The following is a 14,920-nucleotide window of genomic DNA, read 5'->3' on the forward strand; positions in this document are numbered from 1 at the left end:
ACCCACGATCGAAGAGGACACCATGAAAACTGGCATTCACCCGACCTACGGCGAGACCACCGTGGTCTGCGGTTGCGGCAACAGCTTCACCACCCGCAGCACCAAGGAGAGCGGCCACATCGTGGTCGAGGTCTGCTCGCAGTGCCACCCGTTCTACACCGGCAAGCAGAAGATCCTCGACAGCGGCGGCCGGGTCGCCCGCTTCGAGAAGCGCTACGGCAAGCGCAAGGCCGCAGCCGACGCAGCCGAAGCCGCCGACAAGTAGCTTCCTCACCGACGCCCGGAACGTGCCAGCACGTCGCCCGGGCGTCGGCTTGCGTTCGGGGATGGAGGTGAGATGACCCGCAGCATGCAGGCGATCGATACCCTGCTGGCCGAACACGCCGCGCTGGAAACTCAGCTCGCCGACCCCGAACTGCACAACGATCCGGTCGAGGCCCGCCGGGCCGGCCGCCGGTTCGCCCAGTTGGCGCCGATCATTGCCACCCACCGCAAGCTCGAGTCGGCCCGCGGTGACCTGGAAGCCGCCCGCGAGCTCGCCGCCGACGACGCGTCGTTCGCCGCGGAGGTGCCCGAGCTCGAAGCCCGCGTCGCCGAACTGGACACCACGCTCACCGACATGCTCGCGCCGCGCGACCCCCACGACGCCGACGACATCGTGCTCGAGGTCAAATCCGGCGAGGGCGGCGAGGAGTCGGCGCTGTTCGCCGCCGACCTGGCCCGGATGTACATCCGCTACGCAGAGCGCCACGGCTGGAAGGTGACGGTGCTCGACGAGACCACGTCGGATCTCGGCGGCTACAAGGACGCCACGATCACCATCGCCAGCAAGGGCGACAGCGCCGACGGTGTGTGGTCGAAGATGAAGTTCGAGGGCGGCGTCCACCGGGTCCAACGCGTGCCGGTCACCGAATCCCAGGGCCGCGTCCACACCTCGGCGGCCGGGGTGCTGGTCTACCCCGAGCCCGAAGAGATCGCCGAAGTGGCCATCGACGAGTCGGACCTGCGCATCGACGTCTACCGGTCCTCCGGCAAGGGCGGGCAGGGCGTCAACACCACCGACTCCGCGGTGCGCCTCACCCACCTGCCGACCGGGATCGTCGTGACGTGCCAGAACGAGCGGTCCCAGCTGCAGAACAAGGCCCGCGCACTTCAGGTGCTGGCGGCCCGGCTGCAGGCACTCGCCGAGGAACAGGCACAGGCCGACGCCTCGGCCGACCGGGCCAGCCAGATCCGTACCGTGGACCGCAGCGAGCGCATCCGCACCTACAACTTCCCGGAGAACCGGATCACCGACCACCGCATCGGCTACAAGGCGCACAACCTCGACCAGGTTCTCGACGGGGACCTCGACGCGATGTTCGACGCGCTGGCCGCCGCCGACAAGGAAACCCGGTTGCAGGGGACGTCGTGAGTCTGGCTCCGGTGACGATGCAGTGGGGGTGCCCCCAGGCGCGTAGCGGCGAGGGGGACGAAGCGATGAGGAGGAGCCGGAGGATCCGGATCCGCGACGCGATCGACTCCGCTGCCGCGCTTTTCGTCGATGCCGGAATCGATTCGGCCCGCTACGACGCCGAAGAACTCGCCGCTCATGCCGCCGGTACGCAACGCGGCCGGCTGGCACTGCTGGACCCACCCGATGACGAGTTCTTCGGGCGCTACCGGGAACTGGTCGCCGCCCGCAGTTCCCGGGTCCCGTTGCAGCACCTGATCGGGACCGCCGCGTTCGGCCCGGAGACGCTGCAGGTCGGTCCCGGCGTGTTCATCCCGCGACCGGAAACCGAGGCGATGCTCGAATGGGCGCTGGCGCAACCACTTCGGCTGCGCCCGGTGATCGTCGACGCCTGTACCGGCTCCGGTGCACTGGCGGTCGCATTGTCCCGCGCACGTCCCGGCGCCCGAGTGCTCGCGGTCGACGACTCCGAGCCGGCACTGAACTACGCCCGGCGCAACTGTGCGGGCACGCCGGTGGAGTTGCTCCGCGCCGACGTCACCACCCCGGGTGTGCTCTCGGAACTCGATGACCAAGTCGACCTGGTGGTCGCCAACCCGCCCTACATCCCCGAGGGTGCGGACCTGGACCCCGAAGTGGCCCAGCACGACCCGTCGCACGCGCTGTTCGGCGGCCCGGACGGCATGTCGGTGATCGCCCCGCTGACCGTGCTGACCGCCCGGCTGCTGCGCCCCGGCGGCCTGTTCGCCGTCGAGCACGACGACACCACGTCGGCGGCGACGGTCGCAATCGTGCGCGGCACTGGTTGTTTCGACGACGTGGTAGCCAGATCGGACCTGGCGGGACGGCCACGGTTTGTGACGGCGGTCAGGAACGATCAACGATGACAGAGGTTTTCGACTGCGCCGACTCAGCCCGGCGGGCCGCGGGGATCGCCGCGGCGATCGACGCCGTCCGTGGCGGCCGACTGGCGGTGCTGCCCACCGACACCGTCTACGGCGTCGGTGCCGACGCCTTCAACGTCGCCGGGGTAACCGCGCTGCTGGCGGCCAAACGGCGCGGCCGCGACATGCCGGTGGGTGTGCTGGTCGGGTCGTGGAACTCCATCGACGGGCTGGCCCTGGTGGTCCCCGATACCGCCCGCGAGCTGATCCGCGCATTCTGGCCGGGCGCGCTCAGCGTGATCGTCAACCAGGCGCCGTCACTGCAGTGGGACCTCGGTGACGCCCGCGGCACCGTCATGGTGCGCATGCCACTGCACCCGGTGGCCCTGGAAGTGCTCACCGCCGTGGGCCCCATGGCGGTGTCCAGCGCCAACATCTCCGGTGGCGCGCCGGCCGTCGATGCCGCAGCAGCGCACCGGCAACTCGGCGAGACCGTGGATGTCTACCTCGACGCGGGCCCCGCCGAACAGGGCGCAGCCTCCACGATCGTCGACCTGACCGGACCGGCACCGCGCATCGTGCGGACCGGCCCGGTCTCGGCCGAGCAGATCGGCGCGGTGCTGGGGCAGGACCCGGCGGCGCTGACGGGGGCGCCGTGACCAGCCTGCTGGCGCTGGCCGACCGTGGTGCCGGGGTACCGCTGCGAGAACTCGCGCTGGTCGGCTTGACCGCCGCGATCATCACCTACTTCACCACCGGGCCGGTCCGCTGGCTGGCCACCCGGATCGGTGCGGTCGCCTACCCGCGCGAACGCGACGTGCATGTGCAGCCGACCCCGCGGATGGGCGGGCTGGCGATGTACGTCGGCATCGTCGCCGCGATCTTCCTGGCATCGCAGCTGCCCGCGTTGACCCGCGGCTTCGTCTACTCCACCGGCATGCCGGCGGTGGTGCTGGCCGGCGGGGTGATCATGGGCATCGGCCTGCTCGACGACAAATGGGGCCTGGACGCGCTGACCAAGTTCGCCGGCCAGATCACCGCCGCCAGCGTGCTGGTCACCATGGGCGTCGCGTGGAGTGTGCTCTACATCCCGATCGGCGGTGTCGGCACGGTGGTGCTCGATCAGGTGTCATCGATCCTGCTGACCCTGGCGCTGACGGTCTCGATCGTCAACGCGATGAACTTCGTGGACGGGCTCGACGGCTTGGCCGCCGGCCTCGGATTGATCACCGCGCTGGCGATCTGCATGTTCTCGGTCGGCGTGCTGTCCGACCACGGTGGCGATGTGCTGTTCTACCCGCCCGCGTTGATCTCGGTGGTGCTGGCCGGGGCCTGCCTGGGATTTCTGCCCCACAATTTCAGCCCCGCGAAGATCTTCATGGGCGACTCGGGATCGATGCTGATCGGTCTGATGCTGGCCGCGGCGTCGACCACCGCCGCCGGCCCGATCTCGCAAACCGCCTACGGCGCCCGTGACGTCTTCGGGCTGCTGGCGCCGTTCCTGCTGGTAGCGGCCGTGGTCTGCGTACCCGCGCTGGATGTGCTGCTGGCGATCATCCGTCGCACCCGTGCCGGACGTAGCCCGTTCAGCCCGGACAAGATGCATCTGCACCACCGGCTGCTGCAGATCGGTCACACCGAGCGCCGCGTGGTGCTGCTGATCTACTTGTGGACGGCGATCGTCGCCTTCGGCGCGGCCGGAACGATCTTCTTCGACCCGCGCTACACCGGGGCGGTGATGCTGGGTGCGATGCTCATCGCGATTGTCGTTACGCTCATCCCGCTGCTGCGTCGCGGTGACGGACTGGAGAACAGCCCCTACGACACGCGGTAGTAGCACCGTCTAAGATGGTGTTGTAGGTGGTTCCGCAGCGCGATCGGGCATCCGATACGCTCGGCGGGCAACTTCACGACAGTGATGCAGAGCAAGTCGAGATTGGGGTGAGGCGGTGACGACACCAGCGCAGGACGCGCCGTTGGTGTTGCCGTCGGTGGTATTCCAGCCGATTCGGCTGCTGCTCATTTGCATCGCGCTGACTGCGGTGGCGACGTTGGCCGCGGCCGGGCTCGGTCATGTGATGTTCGGGGCGTTCTTCGGCTTCGGGCTGGCCCTCGGATTGGTCAACGCGCTGCTGATTCGCCGCTCGGTTCAGTCGATCACCGCCCAAGACCACCCGCTGAAATCGAAGATGGCCATGAACTCCGCGACCCGCCTGCTGGTCATCACGGTCGTCGGTCTGGTCGTCGCCTACCTGTTTCGCCCCCAGGGCCTGGGTGTGCTGTTCGGGCTGGCGCTGTTCGAGGTTCTCTTGGTGGCTACCACCGCACTGCCGGTGATGAAGAAGCTGCGCAGCGAAGCAGCGGCCGGCTCAGATGCTCTTGGCACGGAAGGGACTGCACAGTAGCGATGATCGAGACCACCCTGGCCGAGGCCGCGATCGAAGTCGGCCACCACGAGACCGCCGTCTGGCCGGTGCTCGGGACCGTCAACATCGACACGATCACCTCCAGCGCTATCGCCGCTGTGGTCGTCATCGCGTTGGCGTTCTATCTGCGGGCCAAGGTCACCTCGACCGGGGTTCCCGGCGGTGTCCAGTTGTTCTTCGAGGCGATCACCGTTCAGATGCGCAATCAGATCGAGGGTGCGATCGGCATGCGGATCGCCCCGTTCGTGTTGCCGCTGGCCGTGACCATCTTCGTGTTCATCCTGGTGTCCAACTGGATGGGGGTGTTCCCCGTGCAGTACTCGGATGCCTCCGGAACCAAGGAACTTTTCGCCCCGCCGGCCTCCGACATCAACTACGTGTTGGCGTTGGCCATGTTCGTGTTCTTCTGCTACCACCTGGCCGGGTTCTGGCGCCGCGGCTTCCTGGGCCACCCGTGGCGGGTGCTCAAGGGGCACGTGGCCATCCTGGCTCCGATCAACCTGGTCGAGGAGATCGCCAAGCCGGTTTCGCTGTCGCTGCGACTTTTCGGCAACATCTTCGCCGGCGGCATCCTGGTCGCGCTGATCGCGATGTTCCCGCCCTACATCATGTGGGCGCCCAACGCGATATGGAAAGCGTTCGACTTGTTCGTCGGTCTGATCCAGGCCTTCATCTTCGCGCTGCTGACCATCTTGTACTTCGCGCAGGCGATGGAGATGGACGAACATGCAGACCACTAGTAACCAGCAAGCCTGACACCACAACAAAGACCTGGTAGAGAACTACCAGCTAGCAAGGAGGAAAAGTATGGACCCCACAATCGCGGCCGGCGCCCTCATCGGCGGTGGCCTCATCATGGCCGGTGGCGCGATCGGTGCCGGTATCGGTGACGGCATCGCGGGTAACGCCCTGATCTCCGGAATCGCGCGGCAGCCCGAGGCGCAGGGCCGGCTGTTCACCCCGTTCTTCATCACCGTCGGTCTGGTCGAGGCGGCCTACTTCATCAACCTCGCGTTTATGGCGCTGTTCGTCTTCGCCACTCCGGTCGGTTAGTCCGCTCCTATGGGTGACATGAGCGTCGTCGTCCTGGCCGCGACCCGCCAGGTCGCCGCGGGGGCTGAGGAAGGCGAGACCGCCAACTTCCTGCTTCCCAACGGCACCTTCTTCGTCGTGCTGGGCATTTTCTTGGTCGTGCTCGGTGTGATCGGCACCTTCGTGGTGCCGCCGATCATGAGGGTGTTGCGGGAGCGCGACAACATGGTCACCAAGACTCTCGCCGACAACCGGGAGTCAGCCGAGCAGTTCGCGGCCGCCGAGGCGGACTACGAGAAGCAGATGGCGGCTGCGCGCCTGGAGGCGACGACGGTGCGCGACGAGGCTCGAGCCGAGGGCCGCAAGGCCATCGACGAGCAGCGGTCGGCGGCGGAGGCGGAGGTGGCAACCACGTTGCAGGCCGCCAACGAGCAACTCAAGCAGGAAGGCAATGCGGTGAGTGAGCAGTTGCAGGCCCGGGTGGCGACCCTGTCAGCCACACTGGCCGGTCGGATTCTCGGCGTCGAGGCCGAGACACTCTCCGCGGCGAACACGGGGCGGTAGCAACAGAGATGTCGACATTCATCGGGCAGCTGGTCGGCTTTGCCGTCATCGTCTGGTTGCTGGTCAAGTTTGTGTTTCCGCCGGTGCGCCGACTGATGGCGGACCAGCAGGAGTCGGTGCGTCGCCAGCTGGAGGAGGCCGCTGCGGCCGCTGCCCGGCTGACCGAGGCCGGCCAGGCGCACGCCACTGCGATCGCCAACGCTGAGACCGAGTCGCAGCGGGTGACCGCCGAAGCCCGCACCGACGCTGAGCGGATCGCTGAGCAACTGCGCGGACAGGCCGGCGTCGAAGCGGAGCGCGTCAAGTCCGCCGGCGGCCAGCAGGTGGGCCTGATGCGTGCGCAGCTGATTCGCGAACTGCGTGCCGGCCTCGGGGCCGAAGCGGTCCAGCGGGCGGCCGAGCTGGTTCGCGACCACGTCGCCGACCCGCAACGCCAGGCCGCAACCGTCGACCGGTTCCTCGACGAACTCGATGCGATGGCGCCGAAGTCGGTCGAGGTCGAGTCACCGATTCTGGCCCGCATGCGCTCCGCCAGCCGGGAGGCGCTGGCGGGCCTGCTCGACAAGTTCGACACGGTGGCAGACAGCCTCGATGAGCAGGGGCTGACCGCGCTGGCCAGTGACCTCACCGCGGTCGCCGAGGTGTTGGAGCGCGAGACCGTGGTGGCACGGCACCTGACGGCGCCGACCGAAGACCCCGCTCCGAAGGTTCGTCTGGTGCAGCGGTTGTTCTCCGGCAAGATCGGTGATCCGGCCCTGACGCTGGTCTCCGACGCCGCCTCGGCCCGTTGGTCCAACGATGGCGACCTCATCGCGGCGACCGAACACGTTGCACGGCAGGCGCTGCTGCTGTCTGCCGAACGCGCGGACAGCCTCGACGAGGTGGAAGATCAGCTGTTCCGGTTCTCCCGCATCCTCGACGCCCAGCCCCGGCTGGACACGCTGCTCAGCGACACCGCAACGCCGGCCGCCGGCCGAGTCGGGCTGGTGCGCAACGTCATCGGTGGCGGCAGTGGTGCGAACTCGATCACCACCGCGCTGCTGGAGCAGACGGTCCGGCTGCTGCGCGGTCAGTCCGCGCAGCAGGCGATCACCGAACTCGCCCAGATCGCGGTGGCACGCCGCGGCGAAGTGGTGGCGCACGTCGGGGCGGCCGCCGAACTCAGCGACGCCCAGCGCTCCCGGCTCAACACCGTGCTGAGCCGGATCTACAGCCACCCGGTGCGGGTGCAGGTCGGTGTCGACCCCGAACTGTTGGGCGGGCTGGCGATCTCCGTCGGCGACGAGGTGATCGACGGGACGCTGTCCTCGCGCCTGGCCGCCGCAAAGACGCAATTGCCCGACTGACCAAAAACCTAGATTCATCACCAAGAGGCAGGAAGACGAAAAGCCATGGCAGAGTTGACAATCTCCGCTGACGACATTCAGGGGGCGATCGAGGAGTACGTGGGCTCCTTCAGCGCCGACACCGCGCGCGAGGAGGTCGGCACCGTCATCGACGCCGGTGACGGCATCGCACACGTCGAAGGCCTGCCTTCGGTCATGACCCAGGAGCTCCTCGAGTTCCCCGGCGGGGTGCTGGGCGTTGCGCTCAACCTCGACGAGCACAGCGTCGGCACGGTGATCCTGGGCGACTTCGAGAACATCGAGCAGGGCCAGCAGGTCAAACGCACCGGTGAGGTCCTCTCGGTGCCGGTGGGTGACGGCTTCCTCGGTCGCGTGGTCAACCCCCTCGGCCAGCCGATCGACGCCCGAGGCGAGATCGAGTCCGAGACCCGCCGTCCGCTGGAGATGCAGGCTCCCTCGGTGGTGCAGCGCCAGAGCGTGTCCGAGCCGCTGCAGACCGGGGTCAAGGCCGTCGACGCCATGACGCCGATCGGCCGCGGCCAGCGCCAGCTCATCATCGGCGACCGCAAGACCGGCAAGACCGCGCTCTGCGTCGACACGATCCTCAACCAGCGTCAGAACTGGGAGACCGGCGACCCCAAGCAGCAGGTCCGCTGCGTGTACGTCGCGATCGGCCAGAAGGGCACCACCATCGCCAGCGTGCGCCGCGCGCTGGAGGAGGGCGGCGCCATGGACTACACCACGATCGTCGCCGCCCCGGCGTCGGACTCCGCCGGCTTCAAATGGCTGGCGCCCTACACCGGTTCGGCGATCGCCCAGCACTGGATGTACCAGGGCAAGCACGTGCTGATCGTGTTCGACGACCTGACCAAACAGGCCGAGGCCTACCGCGCCATCTCACTGCTGCTGCGCCGTCCGCCGGGCCGTGAGGCTTACCCGGGTGACGTGTTCTACCTGCACTCGCGGCTGCTGGAGCGTTGCGCCAAGCTCTCCGATGAGCTGGGCGGTGGGTCGCTGACCGGCCTGCCGATCATCGAGACCAAGGCCAACGACATCTCGGCCTACATCCCGACCAACGTCATCTCGATCACCGACGGCCAGTGCTTCCTGGAGAGCGACCTGTTCAACCAGGGTGTGCGCCCGGCCATCAACGTCGGTGTGTCGGTGTCCCGAGTCGGTGGCGCCGCGCAGATCAAGGCCATGAAGGAGGTGGCTGGCTCGCTGCGGCTGGACCTGTCGCAATACCGCGAGCTGGAGGCCTTCGCGGCCTTCGCCTCCGACCTGGACGCCACCAGCAAGGCGCAGCTGGACCGCGGTGCCCGACTGGTGGAGCTGCTCAAGCAGCCGCAGTTCGCGCCGATGCCCGTCGAGGAGCAGGTGGTCTCGATCTTCCTGGGCACCGAGGGGCACCTGGACTCGGTGCCGGTCGAGGACGTGGCCCGCTTCGAAAGCGAGCTGCTCGACCACATCAGGGCCTCCGAGGGCGAGCTGCTGAGCGGGATCCGCGAGTCCAAGAAACTCTCGGATGAGGCCAGCGAGAAGCTGGTCGGGGTCATCAACCAGTTCAAGAAGGGCTTCGCGGCCACCGACGGCAGTTCGGTGGTGCCCGACGAACGTGTCGAAGCGCTCGACGAGGACGAGCTGGGCAAGGAAGCGGTGCAGGTCCGCAAGGCCCCGCCGGCGAAGAAGAAGTAGCAGCGCCATGGCAGCCACACTTCGGGAACTACGCGGACGAATCCGCTCCGCCGGGTCGATCAAGAAGATCACCAAGGCCCAGGAGCTGATCGCCACCTCGCGTATCGGCCGGGCGCAGGCCCGGCTCCAGACGGCGAGGCCGTACGCCGACGAGATCACCCGGATGCTCACGACGTTGGCCGCCGAGGCGGCCCTGGACCACCCGTTGTTGGTCGAGCGCGACAACCGCACCCGAGCGGGAGTGCTGGTGGTGTCGAGTGACCGCGGCCTGTGTGGCGGCTACAACGCCAACGTCTTCCGTCGGGCCGAGGAGCTGTTCGCGCTGCTGCGCTCGGAGGGCAAGGAGCCGGTCCTCTACGTCGTGGGCCGGAAGGCACTGGCCTACTACACGTTCCGGAACTGGGACATCACCGACTCGTGGACCGGTTTCTCCGAGCAGCCGACCTATGAGAACGCCGCTGAGATCGCTTCGACGCTGGTCGACGCGTTCATGTCCGGAGTCGACGACGAGGGCAACGACCCGGGTGCCGACGGGGTGCTCGGCGTCGACGAGTTGCACGTCGTGGCAACCGATTTCCGCTCAATGCTGTCGCAGTCGGCGGAAGCCCGCCGGATCGCGCCGATGCTGGTGGAGTACATCGGTGAGGATGAGAGCGGTCCTCGGACGCTGTACTCGTTCGAGCCGGACGCCACCACGCTGTTCGACTCGCTGCTGCCGCGGTATCTGACCACCCGCGTGTACGCGGCGCTGCTGGACTCGGCGGCATCGGAGCTGGCCTCGCGCCAGCGCGCAATGAAGTCGGCGACCGACAACGCCGACGACTTGATCAAGGCGTTGACACTGGAGGCCAACCGCGAGCGCCAGGCCCAGATCACCCAGGAAATCAGCGAAATCGTCGGTGGTGCGAACGCCCTCGCCGACGCCGCCCGGTAAGCCCCCGCTAAGCACTAGGAAGCGAAGAAGATAATGACTGTTACCGCTGACAAGACAACCGCCGGCCGCGTGGTGCGCGTGACCGGCCCCGTCGTCGACGTCGAGTTCCCCCGGGGCGCGGTGCCCGAGCTGTTCAACGCGCTGCACGCCGACATCACCTTCGAGGAGCTGGCCAAGACGCTGACCCTCGAGGTCGCTCAGCACCTCGGCGACAACCTGGTGCGCTGCATCTCGATGCAGCCCACCGACGGCCTGGTGCGCGGTGTGGAGGTGACCGACACCGGTGCGGCGATCTCGGTGCCGGTCGGCCACGACGTCAAGGGCCACGTGTTCAACGCGCTGGGCCACTGCCTGGACAAGCCCGGCTACGGCGAGGACTTCGAGCACTGGGGCATCCACCGCAAGCCGCCGGCCTTCAACGAGCTCGAACCGCGCACCGAGATGCTCGAGACCGGACTAAAGGTCGTCGACCTGCTCACCCCGTACGTGCGTGGCGGCAAGATCGCCCTGTTCGGTGGTGCCGGTGTGGGCAAGACCGTGTTGATCCAGGAGATGATCAACCGCATCGCCCGCAACTTCGGTGGCACCTCGGTGTTCGCCGGTGTGGGTGAGCGCACCCGTGAGGGCAACGACCTGTGGGTCGAGCTCGAGGACGCCAACGTGCTCAAGGACACCGCCCTGGTGTTCGGTCAGATGGACGAGCCGCCGGGCACCCGTATGCGGGTGGCGCTGTCGGCGCTGACCATGGCCGAGTGGTTCCGCGACGAGGCCGGCCAGGACGTGCTGTTGTTCATCGACAACATCTTCCGGTTCACCCAGGCCGGCTCCGAGGTGTCGACCCTGCTGGGCCGGATGCCCTCGGCGGTAGGTTACCAGCCCACCCTGGCCGACGAGATGGGCGAGCTGCAGGAGCGGATCACCTCGACCCGCGGCCGGTCCATCACGTCGATGCAGGCCGTGTACGTGCCTGCCGACGACTACACCGACCCGGCGCCGGCCACCACGTTCGCGCACCTGGACGCCACCACCGAGCTTTCCCGTGCGGTGTTCTCCAAGGGCATCTTCCCGGCGGTGGACCCGCTGGCGTCGAGCTCGACCATTTTGGACCCGGCCGTCGTCGGCGACGACCACTACCGGGTCGCCCAGGAGGTCATTCGAATCCTGCAGCGTTACAAGGACTTGCAGGACATCATCGCCATCCTCGGTATCGACGAGCTGTCCGAGGAGGACAAGCAGTTGGTGAACCGCGCGCGGCGTATCGAGCGGTTCCTGAGCCAGAACATGATGGCGGCCGAGCAGTTCACCGGCCAGCCCGGTTCGACGGTGCCGCTCAAGGAGACCATCGAGGCCTTCGACCGGCTGACCAAGGGTGACTTCGACCACCTGCCCGAGCAGGCGTTCTTCCTGATCGGTGGTCTCGACGACCTGGCCAAGAAGGCCGAGAGCCTGGGCGCCAAGCTGTGACGCGAAATCCTCTGACCGCGAAAGGCGGTGGGTAGTGGCAGAGATTGACGTCGACATCGTCGCGGTCGATCGGAAGGTGTGGTCGGGCAAGGCGACGTTCATCTTCACCCGGACCACCGTGGGTGAGATCGGGATCTACCCGCGGCACATCCCGCTGGTCGCCGAACTCGTCGACGACGCGATGGTGCGCGTGGACCGCGTCGAGGAGGGCGAGCTGCGGCTGGCGGTGCACGGCGGCTTCCTGTCGGTCACCGACGAGGGCGTCAGCATCCTGGCCGAATCCGTCGACTTCGCCGCGGAGATCGACGAAGCAACCGCACGGCACGATGCCAACTCCAACGACCCGAAGTTGGCGGCTCAGGGCAGGGCTAGGCTTCGTGCCCTGGGCGTGATCGATTAGCGGAGCGTGAACCGATGAGCACGCCCATGATCGGCATGGTCGTGCTCGTCGCCGTACTCTTCGGCGCGGTGCTGGCGCTGAGCTACCGGCTGTGGAAACTGCGCCAGGGCGGCACCGCCGCGATCATGCGCGACTTGCCGGCCGTAGGGGGACACGGTTGGCGCCACGGCGTGGTCCGTTATCGAGGCGGCGAAGCCGCGTTCTACCGGCTCTCGAGCGTGCGGCTGTGGCCGGATCGCCGGCTGTCGCGCCGCGGGGTGGACGTGGTGTCGCGGCGTGCGCCACGCGGCGACGAATTCGACATCATGACCGATGAGATCGTGGTGCTGGAACTGCGCGACACCACCCAAGACCGCCGGGTGGGTTTCGAGATAGCGCTGGACCGCGGTGCCCGCACCGCGTTCCTGTCCTGGCTGGAGGCGCGCCCGTCGCCCCGGTCCCGCCGTCACAGTTACTGATCTGACTGTTGATCTGACGGAACCGTTTGGCGGCGCCTACTTTTCGGGACGGTCGGTGCGCTCGCCGCCCGGCTGCCACAGCACGTCGCCGTCGGCGTTGGCCACCCGGCACAATACGAACATCAAGTCCGACAACCGATTCAGGTACTTCGCCGGCAGCACCGACACGCCGTCGGGGTAAGCCTCGACTGCCGCCCACGCCGACCGCTCGGCGCGGCGCGCCGCGGTGCGGGCGACGTGCAGCAGCGCCGACAGCGGCGAACCGCCCGGCAGGATGAACGAGTTCAACGCCGGCAGCGGCTCGTTGTATTCATCGCACCACGCCTCCACCCGATCGATGTAGTCCTGGGTGATGCGCAGTGGCGGGTACTTGGGGTTCTCCACCACGGGAGTGGCCAGGTCGGCGCCGGTGTCGAACAGATCGTTCTGGATGCGCAGCAGCGTCGCGCTGACCGATTCGTCGGGTTTGCCCAGCGCGATGGCGACACCGATCGCGGCGTTGGCCTCCTCGACATCGGCGTAGGCCACCAGGCGCGGGTCGGTCTTGGGGACCCGGGAGAAGTCGCTCAATCCCGTGGTGCCGTCGTCGCCGGTGCGGGTGTACACGCGGGTGATATGCACTGCCATGGCCCAAACCGTACCGGGCGCGACAACCGGTGCGAGCCGGGCGGGCAGCAGCGCCGGGATTCGGTCGGGGTCAGCGGCCAGTCGTCACTACACTGACGCGCGTGGGTGAGCGTTTCGTGGTTACCGGCGGCAACCGGCTGTCCGGGGAGGTCGCCGTCGGCGGCGCTAAGAACAGCGTTCTCAAACTGATGGCGGCGGCGCTGCTGGCCGAGGGCACCAGCACCATCACCAATTGCCCGGACATCCTCGACGTGCCGCTGATGGCCGAGGTGCTGCGCGGCCTGGGCGCCAACGTCGAGCTCGACGGGACCACGGTGCGGATCACCTCGCCCGACGAACCCAAGTACGACGCCGACTTCGCCGCGGTCCGGCAGTTCCGGGCCTCGGTGTGTGTGCTGGGGCCGTTGGTGGGCCGCTGCCTGCGGGCGAAGGTCGCCTTGCCGGGTGGCGACGCGATCGGGTCGCGACCGCTCGACATGCACCAGGCCGGCCTGCGTCAGCTGGGCGCCACCTGCAACATCGAGCACGGGTGTGTGGTCGCGCATGCCGAGGCGCTGCACGGCGCCGAGATCCAGTTGGAGTTTCCCTCGGTCGGCGCCACCGAGAACATCTTGATGGCGGCGGTGCTGGCCGAAGGCGTCACGACGATCCACAACGCGGCGCGCGAGCCCGACGTCGCCGACCTGTGCACCATGCTCAACCAGATGGGCGCGCAGATCGAGGGCGCGGGGTCGCCGACGCTGAAGATCACCGGCGTGCCGCGGCTGTACCCGACCGAACACGAGGTGATCGGGGACCGGATCGTTGCTGCAACCTGGGCCATCGCCGCGGTGATGACTCGCGGCGACATCGCGGTGTCCGGAGTGGACCCGGCCCATTTGCAGCTCGTGCTGCACAAGTTGCACGACGCCGGGGCGACCGTCACCCAGCACGACAACGGCTTCCGGGTGGTCCAGTACGACCGCCCCAAGGCCGTGAATGTCGCGACCTTGCCGTTCCCGGGGTTCCCGACCGATCTGCAGCCGATGGCGATCGGCTTGGCGGCGATCGCCGACGGAACGTCGATGATCACCGAGAACGTCTTCGAGGCGAGGTTCCGGTTCGTCGAGGAGATGATCCGGCTGGGCGCCGACGCCCGCACCGACGGACACCACGCGGTGGTGCGCGGTCTGCCGCAGCTCTCGAGTGCGCCGGTGTGGGCGTCCGACATCCGTGCCGGTGCCGGCCTGGTCCTTGCGGGCCTGGTCGCAGACGGTGACACCGAGGTCCACGACGTCTACCACATCGATCGGGGGTACCCGTTGTTCGTGGAGTACCTGGCCGGTCTCGGCGCCGAAATCGAGCGTGTAAGATAGGTCAGGCCGGCGCCCCGTACGCGGATCGTCGAGCAGTCTGGCTTGAGCAGTTTGGCAGGCCTTCCGGTAACCCGAAAAGTTCGGAGTTGACTCAACTCCGGCTAGCGAGTAGAGTGGCGGGGTTGCCTGAAAACCGGGCGTGTTGTTTGAGAACTCAATAGTGTGTTTGGTGGTTTTTGTTTGTTGTTGTTTTTGCCACATCCTTGGCGCCCCGTGTTGGGGGTGTGGTGTTGTTTTTGTCGGTTTTTCGGAACTGATGTTTTCAGGATTGTTCTGAACGTT

The 14,920-nt window shown here is 67.6% G+C and carries 17 protein-coding genes; 16 read left to right on the plus strand and 1 reads right to left on the minus strand.

The window, feature by feature from the left end; translation table 11 throughout:
- Positions 1–22: 22 nt before the first annotated feature.
- The 15 genes from rpmE to BST10_RS15090 all read left to right on the plus strand — a co-directional run bounded on the left by rpmE (position 23) and on the right by BST10_RS15090 (position 12,656).
- Entirely contained in the window at positions 23–265 is a 243-nt protein-coding gene (rpmE, locus tag BST10_RS15020; protein WP_013828238.1) for a 50S ribosomal protein L31, read from the plus strand.
- A 72-nt stretch (positions 266–337) separates the two neighbouring features.
- Positions 338–1,414, plus strand: a complete 1,077-nt coding sequence (prfA, locus tag BST10_RS15025; RefSeq protein ID WP_083038657.1) for a peptide chain release factor 1 — start codon at positions 338–340, stop codon at positions 1,412–1,414.
- Positions 1,415–1,479: 65 nt separating this feature from the next.
- Positions 1,480–2,340 carry a peptide chain release factor N(5)-glutamine methyltransferase gene (prmC, locus tag BST10_RS15030; protein ID WP_083038659.1) on the plus strand — a complete coding sequence of 287 codons (861 nt, stop codon included), beginning with the start codon at positions 1,480–1,482 and terminating at the stop codon, positions 2,338–2,340.
- Positions 2,337–2,996, plus strand: coding sequence for an L-threonylcarbamoyladenylate synthase (locus BST10_RS15035; protein ID WP_083038661.1), 660 nt, complete (start codon positions 2,337–2,339; stop codon positions 2,994–2,996). Before prmC ends, BST10_RS15035 begins: the two co-directional genes overlap by 4 nt.
- A complete protein-coding gene (locus BST10_RS15040) occupies positions 2,993–4,171 on the plus strand; it encodes a glycosyltransferase family 4 protein (protein WP_205277379.1) in 1,179 nt (392 codons plus the stop codon). Before BST10_RS15035 ends, BST10_RS15040 begins: the two co-directional genes overlap by 4 nt.
- A 115-nt stretch (positions 4,172–4,286) precedes the next feature.
- Complete coding sequence (locus BST10_RS15045) at positions 4,287–4,742, plus strand: ATP synthase subunit I (protein WP_083038663.1); 456 nt, start codon at positions 4,287–4,289, stop codon at positions 4,740–4,742.
- A 2-nt stretch (positions 4,743–4,744) separates the two neighbouring features.
- Positions 4,745–5,503: a F0F1 ATP synthase subunit A gene (atpB, locus tag BST10_RS15050; protein WP_013828244.1), complete on the plus strand. Its 759-nt coding sequence runs from the start codon at positions 4,745–4,747 to the stop codon at positions 5,501–5,503.
- Positions 5,504–5,570: 67 nt separating this feature from the next.
- A complete protein-coding gene (locus tag BST10_RS15055) occupies positions 5,571–5,816 on the plus strand; it encodes a F0F1 ATP synthase subunit C (RefSeq protein ID WP_011893196.1) in 246 nt (81 codons plus the stop codon).
- A 9-nt stretch (positions 5,817–5,825) separates the two neighbouring features.
- Positions 5,826–6,359, plus strand: coding sequence for a F0F1 ATP synthase subunit B (locus tag BST10_RS15060; RefSeq protein ID WP_083038665.1), 534 nt, complete (start codon positions 5,826–5,828; stop codon positions 6,357–6,359).
- Between the two features lie 8 nt (positions 6,360–6,367).
- Entirely contained in the window at positions 6,368–7,705 is a 1,338-nt protein-coding gene (locus tag BST10_RS15065) for a F0F1 ATP synthase subunit B/delta (protein WP_083038667.1), read from the plus strand.
- Between the two features lie 45 nt (positions 7,706–7,750).
- Positions 7,751–9,400 carry a F0F1 ATP synthase subunit alpha gene (gene atpA / locus BST10_RS15070; RefSeq protein WP_083038669.1) on the plus strand — a complete coding sequence of 550 codons (1,650 nt, stop codon included), beginning with the start codon at positions 7,751–7,753 and terminating at the stop codon, positions 9,398–9,400.
- A 7-nt stretch (positions 9,401–9,407) separates the two neighbouring features.
- Entirely contained in the window at positions 9,408–10,334 is a 927-nt protein-coding gene (locus BST10_RS15075) for a F0F1 ATP synthase subunit gamma (protein ID WP_083038671.1), read from the plus strand.
- 33 nt (positions 10,335–10,367) lie between these two features.
- Positions 10,368–11,798, plus strand: a complete 1,431-nt coding sequence (atpD, locus tag BST10_RS15080; protein WP_083038673.1) for a F0F1 ATP synthase subunit beta — start codon at positions 10,368–10,370, stop codon at positions 11,796–11,798.
- A 34-nt stretch (positions 11,799–11,832) separates the two neighbouring features.
- Positions 11,833–12,198, plus strand: coding sequence for a F0F1 ATP synthase subunit epsilon (locus BST10_RS15085; RefSeq protein ID WP_083038675.1), 366 nt, complete (start codon positions 11,833–11,835; stop codon positions 12,196–12,198).
- 14 nt (positions 12,199–12,212) lie between these two features.
- Complete coding sequence (locus BST10_RS15090) at positions 12,213–12,656, plus strand: DUF2550 domain-containing protein (protein ID WP_083038677.1); 444 nt, start codon at positions 12,213–12,215, stop codon at positions 12,654–12,656.
- Between the two features lie 36 nt (positions 12,657–12,692).
- Here the strand turns inward: BST10_RS15090 and BST10_RS15095 are convergent, their stop codons facing one another.
- Positions 12,693–13,283: a cob(I)yrinic acid a,c-diamide adenosyltransferase gene (locus tag BST10_RS15095; RefSeq protein ID WP_013828252.1), complete on the minus strand. Its 591-nt coding sequence runs from the start codon at positions 13,281–13,283 to the stop codon at positions 12,693–12,695.
- Positions 13,284–13,384: 101 nt separating this feature from the next.
- Here BST10_RS15095 and murA point away from each other — a divergent pair, with 101 nt between their 5' ends.
- Positions 13,385–14,638: a UDP-N-acetylglucosamine 1-carboxyvinyltransferase gene (murA, locus tag BST10_RS15100; protein WP_083038679.1), complete on the plus strand. Its 1,254-nt coding sequence runs from the start codon at positions 13,385–13,387 to the stop codon at positions 14,636–14,638.
- The last annotated feature ends 282 nt before the right edge of the window (positions 14,639–14,920 follow it).

This window comes from Mycolicibacter algericus DSM 45454 (genome assembly GCF_002086455.1).
GTDB classification, from domain to species: Bacteria; Actinomycetota; Actinomycetes; order Mycobacteriales; family Mycobacteriaceae; genus Mycobacterium; species Mycobacterium algericum.